Genomic DNA, 19657 nt, shown 5'->3' with positions numbered 1-19657 from the left:
CGGAAACAGGCGCACGACGGGACATCGGGCGCGGGGTATCAGGGGTCGGGCTCAGACCAGCACCTTGCCGTGGCGCACGAACGGGGCCTTGACCTCGCGAGTCGGCAGCCACTGGCCACGGACCTCGACTTCGTAGGGACCCTGGGCCACACCGGGCATGCGCGCCATCGCGATCGAGCCTTTCATCGTCGGCGCATAGCCGCCGCTGGTGGTCTCGCCCACGGCGCCATTCGCCGCGCGAACCGGCATGTGCGCGCGCAGCACGCCGCGGCCTTCGAGCACGAGGCTGACCGCCTTGCGCGGTGCCGACTCGCGCTGCGCCTCGAGTGCCGTGCGGCCCATGAAATCGCGATCGGCATCGGCGAACGACACGGTCCAGGCCAGGCCGCACTCGATCGGGCTGACCGATTCGTCCATGTCCTGCCCATACAGGTTCATGCCGGCTTCGAGCCGCAGGGTATCGCGCGCGCCAAGGCCGCAAGGCTTCACGCCGGCGACCAGCAATTCGCCCCACAGCGCCACGAGGTCGGCATGCGGCAGGATCAGCTCGTAGCCGTCTTCGCCCGAATAGCCGGTACGGCCGACGAACAGATCGCCGGACCATGCAGCACTGAACGGTGTCAACGCCGCCGTGGCGGACCGCAGTGCTGACGGCAGCAGCGCATCGACCTTCGCGCGGGCGTCCGGACCCTGCACCGCAAGAATCCCGAGATCCGACCGATGGCGAACGTCGACGGCGAAGGCGGCAGCCTGTTGCCGGATCCACGCCAGATCCTTGTCGGTGGTGCCGGCGTTGACGACGAGACGAAAAGCGTCTTCGGTCACGAAATAGACGATCAGGTCGTCGATCACGCCGGCCTGCGGGTTCAGCATGCAGCTGTACAGAGCTTTACCGATGCCGATACCGGCATCGATGGGGGCTTTACCGATGCCGATTCCGGCATCGATGGGGGCCTTACCGACGCCGATGCCGGCATCGGCGGGGGCCGTGCCGGTCGGCTTCAGCTTGGCCACGTCGTTGGCCAGCAGGTGACGCAGGAATTCGCGGGTGCGGGTGCCGTGCAGGTCGATCGCGCTCATGTGCGCGACATCGAACATGCCGGCGGACTGACGCACCGCATGGTGCTCGTCGAGCTGCGACGCATACTGGATCGGCATGTCCCAGCCGGCGAAGTCGACGAGCTTGGCGCCCAGTCGAACGTGGTCGGCGTGCAGTGCAGTCTGTTTCAGCATGATCCGTGATGGGCCCGGTGGTGCGATGGTCATGGCCGCTTCCGCTCTTGAAACCTCTGCCAGGTCAATGACCTGCGTGCGGTTCTTCGAGTTGCTGCGGCGCTTGAAGCGGGGTCGTCGCTGATCCCGTTCGATGCGCCTTGAGCCCCGCGCTTCCGTGCCGGAAGACGCTGGAAGGTGCATCGAAGTGAACCGGTGCTCCGGCCTTCGCTTCGCTACGCGACGCTCGTCCGACGTCGGTCCGAGTCAATACGCTTCTGACAGGAACGCTTCCGTGCGGGAAGACGCTTGAAGGTGCATTGAATTGAACCGGCGCTCCGGCCTTCGCTTCGCTACGGCGCTCGAAGCCAATGCGAGCCGTGCTCGCAAAACCTTGGCTTCTCGCCCCTCTGTCCATTGAACCTGAGAGTTCAGGGCCGGAATCCGGCACTTGCCCCATCGGTGAGCCGCAAGCCGCGCGGCTGCTCTCCAGAGTTTGCCCAGACCTTGCGGTCTGGAGGCATCGCGCTCCTTTTACCTGAGCGATTCCGGGCGGATTTGCGCCTTCGGTGCCGCCGTTTCCGGCGGTCTCTCGCGCGATGCTTGTTGCAGTGCAACTATAACGGCAGACTTTCGGAATGGCGAGACATATGGCGCACGTTTGTCGACCGGATCAGCGCGTTGACGCCGCGCCACGCCGCGTCCGGTTCGCGTCAACGCCGGGCGGTGGCCTGCTGCGCCAGCAGCCCCTTCAGCGGCGGAATGCGGTTGACCGCTTCCAGACCGACGCCGAGCAGATCGCGCAGCAGCGGCAGCTTCAGGCCAAACCCGCGATAAAGGCCGTCGGTCAGCGCCAGCATTTCGAGATTGCCGGCCTTGCGCGCCCGGGCATACGCCGACAGCGTCCGCGGCGCGGACCAGTCCCGGCCCGCATCGCGGGCGGAGGACAACGTGGCCGCCAGTTGCGCGACATCGGCGAAACCGAGGTTCGCGCCCTGCCCGGCCAACGGATGAATCGCATGCGCGGCATCGCCGACCAGCACCAGCCCCGGCCGGTGATAGTCGGCGGCATGCAGCAGCCGCAGCGGGAACGCCTGACGCGACGACACTTCCAGCACGTCGCCGAGCGCGTACTGGCTGGCTTCGCCGAGTTCCGCCGCAAACGCGGCGTCATCGAGCGCCAGCAGGTCGTCGGCACGGTCGGTGTCGGCCGACCAGACGATCGAATGCCGACCGTCGGACTGCGGCAGGAAGGCCAGCGGCCCGGTCGGCAGGAAGCGTTGATAGGCGGTCGCCGGTCGCGCATCGGAAACCTGCACTTGCGCCACGATGGCGCGCTGCGCGTAGGTCCAGGTCGTGACGTCGATGCCGGCCTGCGCGCGCAGCGGAGAATCCGCACCGTCGGCCGCGACGATCAGACGCGGCCTCAGTTCGACGCCGTTGCTCAAGCGCAAGGTCGGGCATTCGCCATCGTCCTCCGGCCACCGCACCGACTCGGCGTCCACCCCAGCGTGACACGGCAGATCGCCTAGCTCCTGCCACGCGGCCGCAACGATCAAGCCCTGCTCGATGATCCAGCCGAGGGCGGCGTGGCCGCTGTCGGTGGCATCGAAGCGCAGCCCGAGTTCGGCCGCGCGCTCCCAGACCTGCATCCGGCCGTACGGGCTGATCCGGGCGGCGGCAATGGCCGGCCAGACGCCGAGCGATTCGAGCAGCCGGGCCGATGCCGGGGCGATCGCGTACACCCGTGCGTCGTAGCGCGCCGGATCGAATGGCCGCGGTGGCGGGCCGCGTTCGACCATTGCGACCGAAAAACCGGCATCGCGCAGCGCCAGAGCCGCGACGGCGCCGACCGGGCCGCCACCCACGACGGCAATATCGAGTGAGGTCGCGGCGTTCATGCGGCTCCTCGCACATCGGACGGCAGGCCGAGGTGGCCCAGATGCTGGCGCAGCAGCGCCTCGCGCACCGGCGGCATCAGATCGGCCGCCACCAGCCCCCAGTGCCGCAGCTGCGCCAGCCCCGGCGTGCGATTCGAGAACGCGCGGACCAGCAGATCGGTGAAACCGGAGACGCGCTCGCGATCGCTGCGGCGGGTGGCGGCGTAGTCGCGCAGGAGCACTTCGTCGCCGCAATCGCCCACGCCGACGATGCGCTCAGCCAGATTCGCGACGTCGCGCAGGCCCAGGTTGAAGCCCTGTGCGGCGACCGGATGCAGGCTCTGCGCGGCATTGCCGATGAACACGGTGCGGCCGGCGACGAGGGTGTCGCTCATCACGCGCGCCAGCGGCCAGCCGCGCCGGGCGCCGAGTGCGGTGAAGCGGCCCAGACGGCCGCCGAACGTCGCCTGTGCGGCGGCGAGGTAGTCGTCATCCGACCACGCCAGCATGTCGTCAACCCGCTCGCTCGGCACGGTCCAGACCAGCGACGCGGCGTCATCCGGCTTCGGAATCAGCGCCATCGGGCCGTCCGGCGTGAAGCGCTCGTAGGCCATGCCGTGATGCGGGCGCGACAGGCGCACGGCTGAGACGATCGCGTGTTGGTGATAGTCACGGGTCTGCGCGATCAGGCCGAGCTGCTCGCGGATGCTCGACTGCGCACCGTCGGCCGCGACCACCAGCCGCGCGCGCAGCCTGCGCTCGCCCGCGCCATCGACCACAGTCAGCGCGACGTCGTCGGCCGACTCGCTGATCGCCGTGACGCGCGCCGGCTGCAGCACGGTGAGGTCTGGCGCGTTCGCCATCGCCTGGCTCAGCGCGGCACCGATCGCCCGCAGCGGCACGTTGTAGCCGAGTGCCGCAAGGCCAGCCTCGTCCGCCGTGAAGCGGGTGCTGCCGAAGCGGCCCTTCTCCGAGATATGCGTCGCCGTGATCGCTTCGGCATCGGCGGCCAGCGCCGGCCAGACGCCCAGCGACGACAGGATGCGATGGCTGGCGTCGTTCAACGCGATGCAGCGTTCGTCCCAGTTCGTTGCGCTCGCGGGCGGCGTGGCGGCTTCGATCAGCGCGACGCGCAGCGCGGTGCCGGCCAGCCGCACCGCAAGACTCGCGCCGACCAGGCCACCGCCGACGATGGCGACATCGAAGCCGGCTTCGGCAGGGGCGTTCACAGCGGAAACGCCAGGGTCAGCAGCGTTGAAACGGACATCACCAGCGCGACGACGATCATGTGGACGATGAGCACGAGAAAGGAAAAGAAGGCGGTGCCGCCCCAGCCGCCGCCATAGACACGGCGCAGCGCGATCGTGAGGTAGGCAGGAATCGTCAGGGCGAGCAGGGTCGACGCCGGACTCGGGATCGGCAGCAGTTCGACCAGCAGCAGGAAGAACAGGAACGAGTGGTAATTGATCGCGAACAGCAGGTGCACCGCATAGTTCAGGCGCAGGCCGAGATAGCCGATGCCGATCAGCAGCGCGAACAGCGGCAGCGTGAAGAAGATCGCGATCGGCGCGTACGAGAACAGCGCATCGGCGATCGTGGCCGACAGTTCCGCCTCCGGCAGCGCCTTCAGCGTGTCGAATCGGGCCTGGATCCGGGCATCGAGCGCCGGATAGCCAGTGTTCACGGTCAAGCCGCCTTTCTCGGCGTTGGCCGCGACGGAACCCGCCGCCGGGTCGGATGGCTTGACCGGCGCTTCGGGGCTCGCGGGTACATCCGGCGGAGCCTCGGCCACTGGTTCGGCGGCCGCTGCGCCGGACGGCCCCGCAGCCGACGTCTGCGCGGCCTCGGCCCGCTCGCCGCGGGGGAAGAAGTGCTCCGGCGACAGACTGGCGGTGAAGCCCAGGATCGCGAAGAACACGATGCTGAGCGCCAGATAGAGTCGCAACGGCCGGACATAGCGCTGGCGGCGACCGGCGATGTAGTCGACCGTCAACTGGCCGGGTCTGAACAGCAGCGAGATCAGCGTCGTCCACAGCTGGCCCTGCAGCGCCAGCGTCTGTTCGGCCAGTTCGGACAGGAAATGCCCGACCGTCGGCATCTCTATGGCCGTTTCCTGGCCGCAGACCGGGCAGTAGTGGATGTCGGCCACGGCGCCGCAGTTGCGGCAGTACGGCCCGTCGACGGGCTCCGGTCCGAGGAACGGGCGTGGCTTGCTCATGCGTTCACCGCCAGCAGGACCCCGGCCAGCGCGGCCGCCGCGATCACCGCCGCGTACGTCGCGAGGATCACTGCCAGCCGCAGCACGGTGGCCCAGGCGCTGCCCTCGTAGACCCGGCGCAGCATCCCGTACAGCACGCCGGCCAGCACCAGATTCAGCGCGTTGTTGATCCAGTCATGCGCCGGCTGCGGCCACGGAATCAGGCCGATCGGCAGCAGCAGGAACGCGAAGCTGTGGAAATGCAGCGCGAACAGCAGGTGCTCGCCATAGCGTCGCCGCGGGTACAGCGCCATCAGCAGCCCGCCGAACAGGGGCACCAGCACCAGCAGCGCTTTCGGCGCATTGCGGATCATGCCGTCCCGCAGCACATGGCTGCGCGCATCCTGCGACAGCTGCATGAAGGCGCGGACATGGCGATCGATGTCGTCGACGCCGGTGGTCGCGGCAATCATCGCCTCGCGCACGCCGAGAGTCGTGATCTCGATGCCGGTGACGCCGATCCGGATGTCGAGCCCCGGCACCTGACTCAATCCGACGAAGAACAGCACGCTGGCCGCAAGGTACAGCCGCAGTGGCGAGATATAACGCTGCCGACGGCCTTCGAGGTAGTCCCGCGTCATCTGGCCCGGCCGCAGGAACAGCATGCGCAGCGTCAGCGGCAGGCGGCCTTCGATGCCGAAGTACTTCTCGATCAGATCGGCTGCGAACTTCTTCGCCGTCGGCGTCTCGACATACGCGGTCTGGCCGCAATGCGGGCAGTAGTGGCCGTCGAAATGCGTGCCGCAGTTCGCGCAGACGAACGGATGGGGCGTTGCCGGCGCGGGCTTGACGCTGTCGGCAGGCTCGAACACGGGCGGTTCGTTCGTGGCTCGGTCAGCCGCGCATCACGGCTTCGACCTCGGCCACGGTCTTCGGCACGCCATGGGTCAGCACCTCCGGCCCGCTTGCGGTCACCAGCACATCGTCCTCGATGCGGATGCCGATGCCGTGGAAGCGCGGGTCGATGCCCGGCGTGCCCGGCGCGATGTACAGCCCGGGCTCCACCGTCATCACCATGCCCGGCTGGAACGGCCGGGCCACGCCGTCGATCTTGTAGCGACCCACGTCGTGGACATCGAGCCCCAGCCAGTGTCCGGTGCCGTGCATGTAGAACTGCCGATGCTTGCCGTCGGCAATCAGGCTGTCGACATCGCCGCTGAGCAGGCCGAGCGCGACCATCCCTTCGGTCAGCGCGCGCGTGGCGACTTCATGCGGACGCGACGAAGCATTGCCGGCAGTCAGTTCGGCGATGGCGGCCACCTGCGCGGCGAGCACCACTTCGTAGACGGCCTTCTGCGCGCCGCTGTAGGTGCCGTTGATCGGGAACGTGCGGGTGATGTCGGCGGTGTAGCCGCGATATTCGCCGCCGGCGTCGATCAGCAGCAGGTCGCCGTCGTTCAACGGCGACTCGTTTTCCTTGTAATGCAGGATGCAGGCGTTGTCGCCGCCGCCGACGATCGAGCCATAGCCGCATTCCATGCCGTGGCGCTCGAATTCGTGATGGATCTCGGCCGCGACGGCCCATTCCCAGCCACCGGGGCGGGTCGCCCGCATCGCGCGAACGTGGGCGCCAGCCGTCACCGCGCAGGCATGGCGGATCAGCTCGAGTTCCGCCTCGGTCTTGATCAGCCGCTGCTCGTGCAAGGTGGTTTCGAGCGCGACGAAATCGGTCGGCGCTGCCGCTCCGCGACGGGACACTTCGCGAATCTCCCGGACGCAGGCGGCGATCTTCGGGTCCCACTCCGGATGTTCGCCGAAGGTGTAGAACACGCGCTCGCGGCCGGCCAGCAGGTCCTGCAGCTGCTTGTCGAACTCGTCGATGACGAAGGCCTGGTCGGCGCCGTAACGGCTGACTGCGCCTTCCGGCCCGGCGCGACGGCCATCCCAGATCTCGCGCGCCGCGTCGCGCGGGCGCACGAACATCAGGAACTCGCCTTCCTTGCGATTCGGAACCAGCACCAGCAGCGAATCCGGCTCGTTGAAGCCGCTCAGGTACAGGAAGTCGGAGTCCTGGCGGAAGCGGTAGTGGGCATCGCGGTTGCGGATCACTTCGCGTGCGCTCGGGATGATCGCGACGCCAGTCGGCCCCATCGCGCGGATCAGGCGCTGGCGGCGGGCGGCGTATTCCGTCAGTTCGGCAGGAGTCGGTGCGGGCATGGTTCGGGGAGCGGGAAGTTCTGGACGACGGCGTCAGCGCAAGTCAGAGGACGTCAGTGAATGGTCGGCGATGCACCCGGCGCGCCATGGCGCGGATGCAGTTCCATGAATACCAGCTGGGCGCCGACGCGGATGTACTCGACCAGCTCGGCGTAGGCGCCTTCCTCGACCTCGTCATCGTCGCCGGAATCCAGTGACGAGCGCGTGAACTCGGTGAAATCCTTGACGATCTCGCGCACTTCCTCGCTGCATTCGCGCAGGTTCAGCTTGATGCGGCCAGCGAGGCCGTACAGGAAGCCCTCGCACCAGGCGCCGAGCGCGCGGGCACGGTCGGCAAGCCCCGAGGCGTCGTCCGGAAGAATCGGCATGAACGCGGACTGCAGGTCGGTCAGCGAGGCGATGGTTTCCTCGCGCAGCCGATGCAGTTCGGCCACGGCATCGGCTGGCGGCTGCGGCGTTTCGTCATCGAGCAGTTGCACGGGGTCGACGTCGTCGGCCTTCTGGCGGCACAGCACGCCGCACAGCACGCCGTGGAAGGTGGCGGCATCGTCGTCGTAGCCGACGCGGGCCATCAGCGCCGATAGCGCGGGGTAATCGAACGGGTTGGTCATCGGCGGATTATATGCGCCGCCGCCGGGCCGGTTCCGCCGACGGGCGTGTTCCGGGGCGACTCTATAATCGCGTGATGAACCCCGATGACTTCGTTGCCGCCCTGCGCAGTGCCGCGCCCTACGTCCATGCCCACAACGACCGCGTGTTCGTCGTCGCGTTCGGCGGCGAATCGGCACTGCGACCCGATTTCGAGCGTTTCATCTACGACCTGGCATTGCTGCACAGCCTCGGCGTCAAGCTGGTGCTGGTGCACGGCGTGCGGCCGCAGATCGAAGCGCAGTTGGCTGCGCGCCAGCTGGCGCCGCAGTTCGCGGGTGATCTGCGCATCACCGACGCGGCGACGATGGAATGCGTCAAGGCGGCGATCGGCACCCTGCGGATGGACATCGAGGCCCGGCTCTCGACCGGTCTGGCCAGCACGCCGATGGGTGGCGCGCGGCTGAAGGTCGCGGGCGGCAACTGGGTGACGGCGCGGCCGGTCGGCGTCCGCCATGGCGTCGATCACCTGCTGACCGGCGAGGTCCGCCGGATCGACATCCAGAGCATTGGCGAGGTGCTGGCGCAGGGCCGCATTGCGTTGCTGAGCCCGATCGGCTACTCGCCGACCGGCGAAATCTTCAACCTGCGCGCGGGCGACGTGGCGCAGGCCGTGGCCACCGGACTCAAGGCCGACAAGCTGGTGTTCATGCTGAATTCGGACCCGGATCGCTGGCAGCTGGCCGATGACACCGGCGATGCCGGGCAATTGCCGCTGGGCGAAGCCGAACGGCTGCTGGCGTCCGAAGGCATCCGCGCCTCGCTGTCCGGCGAGGACCGGGCGCTGCTCGATGCCGCGCTCGCAGCCGGTCGCGGCGGCGTCGAAAGAGTGCACCTGATCGGCTCCGATCCGAACGGCGCGCTGCTGCGCGAGCTGTACACGCGCGATGGCTGCGGCCTGATGTTCTACGCCGACCAGAACTACGAAGCGGTGCACGAGGCCAGCATCGAGGATGTCGGCGGCATCCTCGCGCTGATCAAACCGCTCGAAGACGCCGGCGTGCTGGTGCCGCGTTCGCGCGAACAGCTCGAACTCGAAATCAGCCTGTTCGACGTGATGGTGCGCGATGGCACGGTGATCGCCTGCAGCGCGCTGATCCCGTTCCCGGAATCGGCGATGGCCGAATTCTCGTGCGTCGCGGTGCATCCGGATTACCGGCGTGAAGGCCGGGCCGAAGCCTTGCTGAAGCGCGCCGAGGAATCGGCGCGGCAGATGGGTGTCAGGCGCCTGTTCGCGCTGACCACGCACACGCCGCACTGGTTCATCGAGCACGGCTTCGTGCCGGGCACGCTGGACGATCTGCCGCCGCAGAAGCAGCGGCTGTACAACTTCCAGCGCAAGTCGATGGTGCTGATCAAGCCGCTGTAAAACCCGTCCCGGAGCACCCGCGACATGAAATTCGTCGATTACCAGCACCGGTTCAGCTGCGCGAAGCTCGAACGCGATGGCGCCGGCGTGCTGCTGATCCGTCTGCACACCAACGACGGCCCGCTGATCTGGGGCGTGGCCCCGCATGCGGAACTGGGCGAACTGTTCGCGGCCATCGCCTCGGATCGCGACAATCGCGTGGTGGTGCTGACCGGCACCGGCGAAACCTTTCTGGCACTGCCACCGGGCGATGGACCCGGCGGGTTGGCACGCGGCGAGTATCCGGCCGAAATCTGGGATCGCATCGTGTTCGAGGGCAATCGCCTGCTGACCCAGATGCTCGACATCGAAGTGCCGATGATCGCCGCGGTCAACGGCCCGGCCAATGTCCATTCGGAACTTGCGGTGATGTGCGACATCGTTCTCGCGGCCGACACCGCGTGGTTTCAGGACGCGCCGCACTTCCCGGGCGGTCTGGTGCCCGGCGACGGCGTGCAGATCATCTGGCCGCTGCTGCTCGGTCCGAATCGCGGCCGCTATTTCCTGCTGACCGGCCAGAAGCTCGGTGCGATCGAGGCGCAGCAGCTGGGCGTGGTCGGCGAAGTGCTGCCGGCGGAGGCGGTGCTGCCGCGCGCGCTGGCGCTGGCCGCGGACATGGCCGTGCGCAACCCGGTGCTGCTGCGCAATACCCGGCATGTGCTGACCCGGCCGCTGAAGCGGGCACTCGCCCACGATCTGCACGCGGGGCTGGCGCTGGAGGCGATCGCGTCGCTGTCCGGCGCGACATTCTTCAAGCGCTGAGCGTCGATCGACATCATGTGACCGGCCGGAATGGCCGGCGGCGTTGACCGCCAGCAAGCCGCATGCCTGACGTGGTTCTCAGGCATCGATGCACGCGCTACGCTGCGGCTGCTGTGCGCCGTCCATTCAGCCACTCACTCAGGAGAAGCCCGATGACGCTGTGCCCGATTGCCCTCGCGGTAGGCTGCCCGAAATGCCCGGCCTTCAAGATTTGCCCGGCAACCACGATCCTTGGCGACCAGAAGAAGGACGCCGCACCGAAGTCCGAGAAGGACGGCAAGAAAGGCTGAGCGCCTGACCCGCGCAGCGACGCGCCGGCCATCGGGAAGACGGCCTGGCGCGCCGCGAAGGCCGGCGCTGTCAGGGGCCGGCCTTTTTCGTGGTACTCCGGTGTCCGCACGCGCCACCGCCGCCCTCGCGCGACGGCGCCCCGCGGCGATTGACAGCCCGGCGCACGGCGGGCAACGCTTGCCGCCCACGCAATGGAGAGCACCGGCATGGCCTTGATCGACTTCCTGAAAAAGCAGTTCATCGATGTCATCGAATGGGTCGAGGACTCCGATGACGTGCTCGCGTGGCGCTTTCCGATGGCGGACCGCGAAATCCAGACCGGTGCGCAGCTGACGGTTCGGGAGTCGCAGTTCGCGGTGTTCGTCAACGAAGGCGTGGTGGTGGATGCCTTCGGCCCGGGCCGTCATCGGCTCAGCACGCAGACCTTGCCGCTGCTGACCAATCTGATGAACTGGGACAAGCTGTTCGAGTCCCCGTTCAAGAGCGATGTCTACTTCTTCAGCGCCCGACAGCGGCTCGATCAGCGCTGGGGCACGTCGCAGCCGGTGACCCTGCGCGACAAGGAATTCGGTGCGGTGCGCGTCCGCGCCCACGGCAACTACAGCTTCCAGATCGCCGATCCGAAAGTCTTCCACACGCAGATTTCCGGCACGCGTGATCGCTACACCGTCGGCGAACTGGATGGCCAGCTGCTCGGCATCGTCATGCAGCAGATGGCGACGGGCGTGGCCGAATCCGGCATCGCCTTCCTCGATCTCGCCGCCAATCAGAGCGTGTTTGCCGCCGTCGTCACCAAGGCGGCGGAGCCGGCATTCGCAGCACTCGGGCTGAAGCTGACCGGGCTGACGGTGCAGAGCCTGTCGCTGCCGGACGAACTGCAGAAAGTGCTCGACCAGCGCATCGGCATGGGCATGGTCGGGCCGGACATGGCGAAGTTCCTGCAGTACCAGACCGGGCAGTCGATTCCGGACCTGGCCAAAGGCGGCGGCAGCGGCGGCGGTGTTGCCGGTGACGCGGCGGGCCTCGGCGCCGGGCTGGCGCTCGGGCAGGTGCTGGCGCAGAACCTCGCCGCCGGACTCCATCCGGCAGCCGTGGCTGCGCCCGCCGCCGCTCCAACTGCGGTCAGCGCCGACGAAGTCGTGGCGACGATCGAGAAACTGCATGGACTCAAGACCAAGGGCATCTTGAGCGATGCCGAATTCGACGCCAAGAAGGCGGAATTGCTGAAGAAACTGGTCTGACCCGTTTGCAGCCCTGCCCGCGTGCCCCCGTGACGGCCGCCCGGAATCCTGCGCGCGGCAGGCACGACCGTGGCTGAACCGACTGATTCCGGGTCCGGACCGGCGCCGATCCTGCGGCGCTGGGAAGCGCCGTGCCCGAATTGCGGCGCGGCGGTGCCGTTCCTGTCGCCGTCGTCGGCCGTGGCCGTCTGCAGCTTTTGCCGCAGCACGGTTGCCCGCGATGGCGACAGCCTGCGCAAGCTCGGTGACAGTGCCGCGCTGATCGACGACCGCAGCCGCCTGCAGATCGGCGTGCGCGGGCGCGCGGCCAACCGCGGCTTCACCATCGTCGGCCGCGTGCAACTGGGCTATGCCGCCGACGGCACCGTGCCGGAAGGCCGCTGGAGCGAGTGGCATGTCGCGTTCGATGACGGACGCGACGGCTGGCTGTCCGAAGACAACGATCAGTTTGTGTTGGTATTCGACATCGACGGGGATGCGAACGCACCCGCGGCGGACGCACTGCGCTTCGATCGTGATCTCGCGCTCGCCGGCAAGACCTGGCGGCTGGCGTCGATCGTCACCGCGACCGTGCTTGCTGCCGAGGGCGAACTGCCACGCCTGCCGCCGCTGGGCAACAGCCACCGCGTTGCCGACCTGCGCAATGCGGACAATCAGGTCGCGACCCTCGACTACGCCGACCCGTCCCGGCCGCAGCTGTCGATCGGCCAGCCGGTGCGCCTCGCCGATCTCGCGCTGCAGGGACTGGTCGACAGCCCGGACCTGGCCTTGAGTCGCCAGACCGGGCGCAGCTTCGATTGCCCGGACTGTGGCGCGGCCTGCACGCCGCTGCGCGCCGATACGCAGTCCTTGAGCTGCAAAAGCTGTCGTGCGCTCATCGATCTGTCGAAAGGCGTCGGTGCCGATCTCGTCGCCTACCAGCAAAGCTTGCGCGTGGAACCGGCGATTCCGCTCGGCAGCAGCGGCCGGCTGTCGATCCATCGCGGGCCGGAAGTGACGTGGCAAGTCGTTGGATTTTCTGTGAAATCCGCCAACGAGCGAACCAGCGAGGATTTCTTCGCCTGGCACGAATACCTGCTGCACAACATCGATGAAGGCTTTGCCTTCCTGATCGATTCCGAGGATGGCTGGGTCGGCTACCGGACCCTGACCGGCGTGCCCGCCACTGCCGGCAACGGCCGCAATGTCGTCTGGCAGGGCCGCCGGTTTCGGCCGGTTGACGAGTACCGCGCGCGGGTCGATTACGTCGAAGGCGAGTTCTACTGGCCGGTGAAGCGCGATCAGGTGCTGCGGATCGTCGACTACAAGGGCTTGAGCGCCGCGATTGACGACCGGATGTCGTCGGAAACGACGGACGCCGAGCAGATCTGGTCGATCGGCACCGTGATGTCGGCCGGCACCGTGCAGCGGGCGTTCAAGGCGCTGAAAGCGGCGATCAGCCGCGATCGCGCGCTGCCGGACGGCACGCCATCGAAGGCCCGCGCGAACCAGAGACCGGCGGTCTACACCTCGTACGACGTGGGCCCGAACTCGTCCGGCCTGTTCAACTGGGAGTCGATCCTGGTCTACCTGCTGATCTTCGCGGTCATTGCGGCCATCGCCTATTTCGATGATGGCGACGACGGCAGCTACGTCGGCGGCGGCTACAGCTACAGCGGCGGCGGCCACAAGTAGTGACTGCGCAACCCGCCACCGGAGATCGGCTGGATGCAGTGCCGGTGGCCAGCCCGGCGGAACTGGCGCTGCTGGCCTCGGTGTTCGTCATCGCCGCCTGCGGGCTGGTCTACGAACTCTCTGCCGGCACCCTCGCCTCGTATCTGCTGGGCGATTCGGTGCTTCAGTTCTCGACGATCATCGGCACCTATCTGTTCGCGATGGGCGTCGGCTCCTGGCTGTCGCGCCATTTCACCGCACAGTTGTCCGCGCATTTCCTGCGGATCGAATTGCTGGTCGGCGTCATCGGCGGGCTGATGCCGGCGCTGCTGTTTCTGGTCAGCGCCTATGCGCCGTCACCGTTTCGATGGCTGCTGTACGGGCTGGTGCTGCTGGTCGGCACGCTCGTGGGTCTCGAGATTCCGCTGGTGATGCGGCTGCTGCGCCGGCAATACGCGCTGAAGGATCTGGTGTCGCAGGTGCTGACCTTCGACTACCTCGGCGCGCTCGGCGTGTCGATCGCGTTTCCGCTGCTGCTGGTGCCGAAGCTCGGCCTGATCCGCACCAGTGTCGTGTTCGGGCTGATGAACATCGCCGTCGCCGCGTGGGCACTGTGGCTGTTTCGCGGCGAGCTGCGCCTGTTCCGCGCGCACGCCACGGCCACCGTGCTCTGTGCGGCGGTGCTGATCGCGGCGTTCGTCGGCGCGGATCGCATCACCCGGCTCAGCGAGGATCGCTACTACGCCGATGCGGTGATCTATGCCGCATCGTCGCCGTACCAGCGGATCATCGTCACGCAGGGCCGCAGCGGCCAGCCGGAATCGGTACGCCTGTTCCTGAACGGCAATCTGCAGTTCCACGCGCGGGACGAGTACCGCTATCACGAGTCGCTGGTGCACCCGCTGATGAGCAGCGCCGGCACGCCGCGTCGGGTGCTGGTGCTCGGCGGTGGTGATGGGCTCGCCGTGCGCGAGCTGCTGAAGTACCCGCAGCTGGAATCGGTGACCCTGGTCGATCTCGATCCGAAGATCACGCGGCTGTTCTCGGAGCAGCCGCTGCTGCGCCGCCTGAACGGCGATTCGCTGCTGTCGCCGAAGGTCCGCGTGATCAACGCCGATGCCTTCCAGTGGCTGCAGCAGCGGCTGGATGATGCAACCGCGGAGCCGTTCGACGCCGTGATCATCGACTTTCCGGACCCGAACAATTTCTCGCTCGGCAAGCTGTACACGACGAGCTTCTACAGCCTCGTCGAGCGCAATCTCGCGGCCAGCGGCTACATGGTGATCCAGACCACGTCGCCGCTGATCGCCCGCAAGAGCTATTGGACGGTGGTTGCGACACTCGAAGCGATCGGCCTGCAGACTGCGCCGTACCACGCGCACATCCCGAGCTTCGGCGAATGGGGGTTCGTGATCGCCGGGCATCGACCGTATCGCCTGCCGGAGACGCTGCCTGCCGGGCTGCGGTTCCTGTCGCTGCCGACCTTGCCGCTGCTGTTCGACTTCCCGCTGGACATGACCCGCGTGCCGGCCGAGCCGAATCGCCTGTCGAACCAGACGCTGGTCACGACCTTCGAAGCCGAGTGGGGCGTGGTCGAGCACGATTACTGATGGCGCGGTCGCCGGACCATCGCTCCCGCCGCCGCTTCCTGCGCGATGCTGCCAGCGGCCTCGCCGCGTTCGGGCTGGCCGGCTGTTCCGGCGGCTCCGCTGACCCCGCCGCCACGGTCGCAGCGCTGAAGCAGCGGCTGCTCGGCCCGCGCGCGATCATCGGCGGCTTCGTCGGTCAGGCTTTCGAGCGCGGCCACCGCCTGCGCGATCCGAAGGCGCTGCCGGCGCCGGACGAGACCCGGCGCACCGATGTCGCGATCATCGGCACCGGCATTGCCGGGCTGGCTGCGGCGCGCGCCGTACAGGCCGGTCACCTCGACGACTATCGCCTGTTCGAACTGGAAGACGACACCGGCGGCAACAGCCGCGGCGGCCTCGTTGCCGGCTTCGCCTGCCCGTGGGGCGCGCACTACCTGCCGACACCGGGACCCGCCGCGGACGACGTGGCGGCGCTGCTCGACGAGTACCGGCTGCGCACGGTCGTCGATGGCCAGGTGCAGTACGACGAGCGCCAGCTGTGCCACGCGCCGCAGGAACGCCTGTATCTCGACGGCCGCTGGCACGACGGCCTGCTGCCGGTGCAGGGCCAGCCGGCGGCAACGCTCGATCAATATCGCCGCTTTGCCAGCCTGATCGCACAGGAAACCCAGCCCGGCCGCTTCACGATCCCCACGAGCACGTCGCGCTGGGATGAGCGGCTGACGGCGCTCGATGCCATGCCGTTCAGCGCATGGCTCGATGGCCACGGTCTGGACGCGCCGGCGCTGCGCACCTACCTCGACTACTGCTGCCGCGACGACTATGGCGCCGGCACCGCGACGGTTTCGGCCTGGGCCGGACTGCACTACTTCATCAGCCGCCACGGCTTCGATGCGCCGCACGAGGGTGCGAAGCCGGACGACGACGTGCTGACGTGGCCGGAAGGCAATGCCTGGCTCGCCCGGCGGCTGGCGGAGCCGCATCGCAGCCACACCCAGACCGGCGCGCTGGTGCTCAAGATCGAGGATCGCGGCGCGGACGTCGCCATCGACGTGCTGGACGTCGCGAGTCAGCGGCTGACCCGCTGGCTCGCCAAGCGCGCAGTCATCGCCACGCCGCTGTTCGTCGCGGCCAGACTGGTGGCATCACCGCCCGATGCGCTCGCCGCCGCCGCGCGCGCGCAACCACATTCGCCGTGGCTGGTCGCGAACCTGCACATCGACGCACCGCTGGCGGCCAGTCGCGACGAGCCGCCGCTGAGCTGGGACAACGTCATCCACGGCAGCGCGGGGCTTGGCTACGTCAACGCGATGAACCAGAGCACCCGGCCGCATGACGGCGCGACGGTGCTGACCTACTACCGGGCATTCGGGGATGATCCCGCCGCTGGCCGCGAGGCGCTGCTGAAGCGCGGCTGGGAGGACTGGGCTGCGGCGATCGTCCGCGAGCTGTCGGCACCGCATCCGGACCTGCGTGGCAAGCTGCGTGAAGTGCAAATCATGCGCTACGGCCACGCGATGGCGATTCCGTCCCCCGGCGTGCGCAGCAGCGCCTGGCTGGCGGCGCTGCGCGAGCCGATCGGCCGGCTCGCGTTCGCGCATGCCGATCTGTCGGCGTATTCGGTGTTCGAGGAGGCGTTCGACCGTGGCCTGCGCGCCGGGCGCGAGACGGTGAAGCGGCTCGGCTAGCGCGGCCTCAACCCACCATCGCCGCCGCATTCAGGATCCCGACTGCGAGCGACATCCCCGCCGCCAGCACCGCGACCGACATGCGGTCATCGATGATGTCCTCGGACATCCGTCGAAACACGAACCGCATCACGACATAGACCGCGAGCTGCACGATCGCGGCGATCGCGCCCCAGATCAGGAAGTCGATCAGGTTGGCCCCGTGGATCATCGCGCTCGCCAGCGGCAGCGCAAAGCCGATCACCGTGCCGGACAGACACACCGCAGCGCTGACATTGCCTTCGCGGATCAGCGCGATCTCGCGCGGCGGCGTCACTGTGACGTAGAGCATGACGAACGCCGCCAGCAGCACGAGCGACAACCCCAGCCACTGCGCAAACGCCGGAAACGCGACCAGATACGGACCCATGTCGGTGAGGCTCCTCGGATGACGCTCGAATTGTGATCGACCCGCCGCAGACGCGCACCTGCGAGCCGCTGATCCGCTTCGAATCCGGCAATTGCGCTGCGGTGACTCCCTCAATCAGGAGTGGCCGACCGGCGCGCGCTGTCATACCGTCAGCCGCTCGTGCATCGAAGCCGACAACGGAGCGCCTTGATGGCCCTGCAATGGATTGAACACCTGGACGATGTCGACTGGCAGGCGCTGTCCGCGCTGTACCGCGCCGCGCCGCTGGGCGAGAAGCCGCCGGATGCGCTGCGGATCGCGTTCACCAGCAGCCACTTCCACTGCTTCGTTCATGACGACGGACAGCTGGTCGGCGTCGGCCGCGTGCTGGCCGATGGTGTCGATTGCGCCTACCTCTGCGACATCGCCGTCATGCCGAGCCATCAAGGCACCGGACTCGGCAAGGCCATCGTCGCGCGGCTGCTCGAACGTTCGCGCGGGCATCGCAAGATCATCCTGTACGCGGTGCCGGGCAAGGAAGCGTTCTATCGTCAATTCGGCTTTGCCCGGATGACCACCGCGATGGCGATCTTCGACGATCAGGACCAGGCAATCGCACGCGGGTACCTTGAATCCGGGCGATGATGGCCACCGGTTTGTTCCCGGATTCGCACCATGCACCACTACACCGCCGAGATCGACTGGCACCGCGGCGATGCCGTGTTCACCGACAACCGCTACCCGCGCCGCCACCGCATCAGCTTCGATGGCGGCGCCGAGCTGCTGGCGTCGTCGTCGCCGCTGGTCGTCCGCGCGCCGCTGTCCGACCCGGCTGGCGCCGATCCCGAGGAACTGTTCGTCGCGTCGCTGTCGAGCTGCCACATGCTGTGGTTCCTGTCGATCGCGGCCGGGCGCGGTTACTGTGTGGACCATTACGCCGACGCAGCCGAAGGCGTGATGGACAGGAATGCCGACGGCAAGCTCGCGATGACCGTCGTCACCTTGCGGCCGCAGGTCCGCTTTTCCGGAGCACCCCTGCCGGATGCCGCCGCGTTCGCCGAGATGCATCACGAGGCACACGCCGAATGCTTCATCGCGAACTCGGTGCGCACCGAACTGCGCTGCGAACCGGTGCTGCTGACCGGCCCGGACGCCTGAGCCCATGGACCTGCTGATCGGCCTCATGCTGGCGCTGGTGATCGGCATCGCCACGCGCGGCCTTGGGCTGGACCGCGACCGCGCGCTGTACCCGATCGTGACGATGGTGATCGCGAGCTACTACCTGCTGTTCGCGGTGATGGCCGGCTCGACCGACGCCCTGATCGCCGACGGCGTGATCGCGACCGGTTTCGTCGCGCTGGCCGTCGCCGGCTTCCGGATCAATCTGTGGTGGGTGGTCGCGGCACTCGCCGCTCATGGCGCGATGGACGCCGTGCACGGCCACCTCGTCGACAATCCCGGCGTGCCGTCGTGGTGGCCGGGTTTCTGCGGCGCCTACGACATCGCTGCCGCAGGCTGGCTCGCCTGGCAGCTTTCGATCGGCCGAATTCCCGCGCGGCTCGCATGACGAACCCGGCCACGACCAAGCGAACCGCTGCCTGCGGTTGCGGTCAGCTCCGCATCGAGGTCGACGGCGAACCACTCGGCGTCGGCGTCTGCCATTGCTTCGCGTGCCAGCAGCGCACCGGCAGCGTCTTCGCCACCCTCGCGAGCTTCGCCGCACCGTATCGCGTCACAGGGAACGCGACCGAATATCGGCGCATCGGCGATCAGGGCGCGAGCTTCGTGTTCCGCTTCTGCCCGGTCTGCGGCAGCAACCTGTTCCATACCGAAGACGGCGTGCGCGATCGGGTCAGCGTCGCGGTCGGGGGATTTCGCGATTCGATGTTTCCAGCGCCGACCGTATCGGTCCACGACCGGCGGCGGCACGACTGGGTCCGGTTGCCGAAGGCGATGATTCGTTTCGATGGTGATCCGCCATGACTGGCGATCATACGACCAGCATGTCGCACAACAACGACTCGCCTACCCGTGGGACCCTGCATCCGTTCCGCACACAATTTGCCGAGGAACTTAGCTGCGCCGGCGCCCGACTCACGACATCTACGGATACTGAATTGTCGTTCGAAGGTGGCTCGATCAAGACCTTTCGTTCCCAGATCATTCTGATAGGGGGTCGCGTCGTGATCAATGAATCCGGCGCGTTGCAAGACAGCCGCGTTGAAGTGTCACCGACGACGGTGTTCTTTCCGGGCTTGCTGGCCCTGATTCTCTGGCCGCTTGCGTGGCTATCGCCGTGGCTCCTGAAGGCGGCGCTCTACTTCACCGGCTTCTCAGGGCTCGGATATCTCGTCTCATGCTTCGTGGCCAACCGATGGCTGCACAGATTGGCGAACCGAGTCCTCGCAGATTCCTACCATCAGGCTAAGTCAACCCATTTCAAAGGTCTGCCTTGACTCGTCGTACACCCATCATGTTCGCGG

General features: G+C 67.7%; 20 protein-coding genes and 2 riboswitches. Of the genes, 12 read left to right on the top strand and 8 right to left on the bottom strand.

From position 1 onward, the window contains the following. Nucleotides 1-51: 51 nt before the first annotated feature. The 7 genes from gcvT to QZ951_RS05115 form a co-directional block, all read right to left on the bottom strand. Complete coding sequence (gene gcvT, locus QZ951_RS05145; protein WP_292999260.1) at nucleotides 52-1233, bottom strand: glycine cleavage system aminomethyltransferase GcvT; 1182 nt, start codon at nucleotides 1231-1233, stop codon at nucleotides 52-54. Between the two features lie 379 nt (nucleotides 1234-1612). Beyond that, nucleotides 1613-1715, bottom strand: a riboswitch (glycine riboswitch). A gap of 13 nt (nucleotides 1716-1728) precedes the next feature. Beyond that, nucleotides 1729-1819: riboswitch (glycine riboswitch) on the bottom strand. 106 nt (nucleotides 1820-1925) lie between these two features. Further along, nucleotides 1926-3113, bottom strand: a complete 1188-nt coding sequence (locus tag QZ951_RS05140) for an FAD-dependent monooxygenase (protein ID WP_292999258.1) — start codon at nucleotides 3111-3113, stop codon at nucleotides 1926-1928. After that, the gene (gene ubiH, locus QZ951_RS05135; protein WP_292999256.1) at nucleotides 3110-4321 is read right to left on the bottom strand and encodes a 2-octaprenyl-6-methoxyphenyl hydroxylase; all 1212 of its coding nucleotides are present in this window, start codon (nucleotides 4319-4321) and stop codon (nucleotides 3110-3112) included. The genes QZ951_RS05140 and ubiH overlap by 4 nt, the downstream gene beginning before the upstream one ends. After that, nucleotides 4318-5310: a DUF3667 domain-containing protein gene (locus QZ951_RS05130; RefSeq protein ID WP_292999254.1), complete on the bottom strand. Its 993-nt coding sequence runs from the start codon at nucleotides 5308-5310 to the stop codon at nucleotides 4318-4320. Before QZ951_RS05130 ends, ubiH begins: the two co-directional genes overlap by 4 nt. Beyond that, nucleotides 5307-6161 carry a DUF3667 domain-containing protein gene (locus tag QZ951_RS05125; RefSeq protein WP_292999252.1) on the bottom strand — a complete coding sequence of 285 codons (855 nt, stop codon included), beginning with the start codon at nucleotides 6159-6161 and terminating at the stop codon, nucleotides 5307-5309. The genes QZ951_RS05130 and QZ951_RS05125 overlap by 4 nt, the downstream gene beginning before the upstream one ends. A gap of 22 nt (nucleotides 6162-6183) precedes the next feature. Continuing rightward, entirely contained in the window at nucleotides 6184-7506 is a 1323-nt protein-coding gene (gene pepP, locus QZ951_RS05120; protein WP_292999250.1) for a Xaa-Pro aminopeptidase, read from the bottom strand. Nucleotides 7507-7559: 53 nt separating this feature from the next. Beyond that, nucleotides 7560-8117, bottom strand: coding sequence for a UPF0149 family protein (locus QZ951_RS05115; protein WP_292999248.1), 558 nt, complete (start codon nucleotides 8115-8117; stop codon nucleotides 7560-7562). 74 nt (nucleotides 8118-8191) lie between these two features. Between QZ951_RS05115 and argA the strand changes: the two genes are divergently transcribed. From argA to QZ951_RS05080, 7 genes are all read left to right on the top strand, one after another. After that, on the top strand, nucleotides 8192-9523 hold the full coding sequence (gene argA, locus QZ951_RS05110) for an amino-acid N-acetyltransferase (RefSeq protein WP_292999246.1): 1332 nt from the start codon (nucleotides 8192-8194) through the stop codon (nucleotides 9521-9523). Between the two features lie 24 nt (nucleotides 9524-9547). Next, a complete protein-coding gene (locus tag QZ951_RS05105; RefSeq protein WP_292999244.1) occupies nucleotides 9548-10324 on the top strand; it encodes an enoyl-CoA hydratase/isomerase family protein in 777 nt (258 codons plus the stop codon). Between the two features lie 152 nt (nucleotides 10325-10476). Next, a complete protein-coding gene (locus QZ951_RS05100; RefSeq protein WP_292999242.1) occupies nucleotides 10477-10614 on the top strand; it encodes a hypothetical protein in 138 nt (45 codons plus the stop codon). 207 nt (nucleotides 10615-10821) lie between these two features. Further along, on the top strand, nucleotides 10822-11856 hold the full coding sequence (locus QZ951_RS05095) for an SPFH domain-containing protein (RefSeq protein WP_292999240.1): 1035 nt from the start codon (nucleotides 10822-10824) through the stop codon (nucleotides 11854-11856). 69 nt (nucleotides 11857-11925) lie between these two features. Continuing rightward, on the top strand, nucleotides 11926-13530 hold the full coding sequence (locus tag QZ951_RS05090) for a DUF4178 domain-containing protein (RefSeq protein WP_292999238.1): 1605 nt from the start codon (nucleotides 11926-11928) through the stop codon (nucleotides 13528-13530). Beyond that, the gene (locus tag QZ951_RS05085) at nucleotides 13530-15119 is read left to right on the top strand and encodes a polyamine aminopropyltransferase (RefSeq protein ID WP_292999236.1); all 1590 of its coding nucleotides are present in this window, start codon (nucleotides 13530-13532) and stop codon (nucleotides 15117-15119) included. Before QZ951_RS05090 ends, QZ951_RS05085 begins: the two co-directional genes overlap by 1 nt. Further along, complete coding sequence (locus QZ951_RS05080; protein ID WP_292999234.1) at nucleotides 15119-16786, top strand: NAD(P)-binding protein; 1668 nt, start codon at nucleotides 15119-15121, stop codon at nucleotides 16784-16786. Before QZ951_RS05085 ends, QZ951_RS05080 begins: the two co-directional genes overlap by 1 nt. A gap of 7 nt (nucleotides 16787-16793) precedes the next feature. On the opposite strand, the gene QZ951_RS05075 is transcribed toward QZ951_RS05080, so the two are convergent. Continuing rightward, a complete protein-coding gene (locus QZ951_RS05075; RefSeq protein WP_292999232.1) occupies nucleotides 16794-17195 on the bottom strand; it encodes a DUF350 domain-containing protein in 402 nt (133 codons plus the stop codon). A 189-nt stretch (nucleotides 17196-17384) separates the two neighbouring features. Here QZ951_RS05075 and QZ951_RS05070 point away from each other — a divergent pair, with 189 nt between their 5' ends. Genes QZ951_RS05070 through QZ951_RS05050 form a run of 5 tightly spaced genes read left to right on the top strand, consistent with a single transcriptional unit; the run spans nucleotide 17385 to nucleotide 19630 of the window. Further along, complete coding sequence (locus QZ951_RS05070; RefSeq protein ID WP_292999230.1) at nucleotides 17385-17819, top strand: GNAT family N-acetyltransferase; 435 nt, start codon at nucleotides 17385-17387, stop codon at nucleotides 17817-17819. 30 nt (nucleotides 17820-17849) lie between these two features. Further along, entirely contained in the window at nucleotides 17850-18332 is a 483-nt protein-coding gene (locus tag QZ951_RS05065; protein WP_292999228.1) for an OsmC family protein, read from the top strand. Nucleotides 18333-18336: 4 nt separating this feature from the next. Next, on the top strand, nucleotides 18337-18741 hold the full coding sequence (locus QZ951_RS05060) for a hypothetical protein (RefSeq protein ID WP_292999226.1): 405 nt from the start codon (nucleotides 18337-18339) through the stop codon (nucleotides 18739-18741). Further along, nucleotides 18738-19157 carry a GFA family protein gene (locus QZ951_RS05055; RefSeq protein ID WP_292999224.1) on the top strand — a complete coding sequence of 140 codons (420 nt, stop codon included), beginning with the start codon at nucleotides 18738-18740 and terminating at the stop codon, nucleotides 19155-19157. The genes QZ951_RS05060 and QZ951_RS05055 overlap by 4 nt, the downstream gene beginning before the upstream one ends. Further along, entirely contained in the window at nucleotides 19154-19630 is a 477-nt protein-coding gene (locus QZ951_RS05050) for a hypothetical protein (RefSeq protein ID WP_292999222.1), read from the top strand. The genes QZ951_RS05055 and QZ951_RS05050 overlap by 4 nt, the downstream gene beginning before the upstream one ends. Nucleotides 19631-19657 lie beyond the last annotated feature (27 nt).

The organism is Nevskia sp. (assembly GCF_021732705.1).
GTDB lineage: Bacteria > Pseudomonadota > Gammaproteobacteria > Nevskiales > Nevskiaceae > Nevskia.
This window is presented reverse-complemented; position numbering and strand designations above follow the sequence as displayed.

What these genes read in the sequence shown, in the direction of transcription:
- argA (WP_292999246.1), top strand. Translation starts at nt 8,192, where the DNA reads ATGAACCCCGATGACTTCGTTGCCGCCCTGCGCAGTGCCGCGCCCTAC.
- QZ951_RS05070 (WP_292999230.1), top strand. Translation starts at nt 17,385, where the DNA reads ATGGCCCTGCAATGGATTGAACACCTGGACGATGTCGACTGGCAGGCG.
- QZ951_RS05105 (WP_292999244.1), top strand. Translation starts at nt 9,548, where the DNA reads ATGAAATTCGTCGATTACCAGCACCGGTTCAGCTGCGCGAAGCTCGAA.
- QZ951_RS05130 (WP_292999254.1), bottom strand. Translation starts at nt 5,310, where the DNA reads ATGAGCAAGCCACGCCCGTTCCTCGGACCGGAGCCCGTCGACGGGCCG.
- QZ951_RS05065 (WP_292999228.1), top strand. Translation starts at nt 17,850, where the DNA reads ATGCACCACTACACCGCCGAGATCGACTGGCACCGCGGCGATGCCGTG.
- QZ951_RS05060 (WP_292999226.1), top strand. Translation starts at nt 18,337, where the DNA reads ATGGACCTGCTGATCGGCCTCATGCTGGCGCTGGTGATCGGCATCGCC.
- QZ951_RS05055 (WP_292999224.1), top strand. Translation starts at nt 18,738, where the DNA reads ATGACGAACCCGGCCACGACCAAGCGAACCGCTGCCTGCGGTTGCGGT.
- QZ951_RS05140 (WP_292999258.1), bottom strand. Translation starts at nt 3,113, where the DNA reads ATGAACGCCGCGACCTCACTCGATATTGCCGTCGTGGGTGGCGGCCCG.
- QZ951_RS05050 (WP_292999222.1), top strand. Translation starts at nt 19,154, where the DNA reads ATGACTGGCGATCATACGACCAGCATGTCGCACAACAACGACTCGCCT.
- QZ951_RS05075 (WP_292999232.1), bottom strand. Translation starts at nt 17,195, where the DNA reads ATGGGTCCGTATCTGGTCGCGTTTCCGGCGTTTGCGCAGTGGCTGGGG.
- pepP (WP_292999250.1), bottom strand. Translation starts at nt 7,506, where the DNA reads ATGCCCGCACCGACTCCTGCCGAACTGACGGAATACGCCGCCCGCCGC.
- QZ951_RS05095 (WP_292999240.1), top strand. Translation starts at nt 10,822, where the DNA reads ATGGCCTTGATCGACTTCCTGAAAAAGCAGTTCATCGATGTCATCGAA.
- gcvT (WP_292999260.1), bottom strand. Translation starts at nt 1,233, where the DNA reads ATGCTGAAACAGACTGCACTGCACGCCGACCACGTTCGACTGGGCGCC.
- QZ951_RS05100 (WP_292999242.1), top strand. Translation starts at nt 10,477, where the DNA reads ATGACGCTGTGCCCGATTGCCCTCGCGGTAGGCTGCCCGAAATGCCCG.
- QZ951_RS05115 (WP_292999248.1), bottom strand. Translation starts at nt 8,117, where the DNA reads ATGACCAACCCGTTCGATTACCCCGCGCTATCGGCGCTGATGGCCCGC.
- QZ951_RS05080 (WP_292999234.1), top strand. Translation starts at nt 15,119, where the DNA reads ATGGCGCGGTCGCCGGACCATCGCTCCCGCCGCCGCTTCCTGCGCGAT.